Genomic DNA, 390 nt, shown 5'->3' with positions numbered 1-390 from the left:
ACACGACCGCCCGGCGTGCTCGTGCAGCGCGGCCCGCAACCGGTCAGGCAACTCGACCGAGTTGGCCTGGGCGAAGAGCTGGTCCGCCTCGGGGAAGTCGCCGCGCCAGCGCAACACGTGGGCCAGCCGGGCCTGGGCCAGCGCGGTCCGGCGCAGCTCGCCGGTGGCCTCGGCGTAGGTGAGGGCGAGCCGGCCGTCGGCCAGCGCGTCGTCCAGCTCGCCGAGAATCCGCGAGGCCACCGCCCGCAGGCTGAGCAGCCGGGCCCGGGCGCGGTTGTCGACCGCCGAGCCCAACTTCTCGGTCAGCCGTCGCCGAATGGCCCGCAGGTCGTCCGGCTCGGTCAGTTCCTCGCGCAGGGTCACCGGATCCAGCCGCCAGCGGTACGCGGC

Annotated in this window: 1 pseudogene; it reads right to left on the bottom strand. The window is 75.4% G+C overall.

From position 1 onward, the window contains the following. Positions 1–390, bottom strand: a pseudogene (locus KBX53_RS35950) (hypothetical protein); the annotation flags it as partial.

This window comes from Micromonospora sp. M51 (assembly GCF_018070305.1).
In the GTDB taxonomy this organism is placed as follows: Bacteria; Actinomycetota; Actinomycetes; order Mycobacteriales; family Micromonosporaceae; genus Micromonospora; species Micromonospora parva.
The sequence above is the reverse complement of the archived record's forward strand: the minus strand, read 5'-3'. Positions and strand labels throughout refer to the sequence as shown.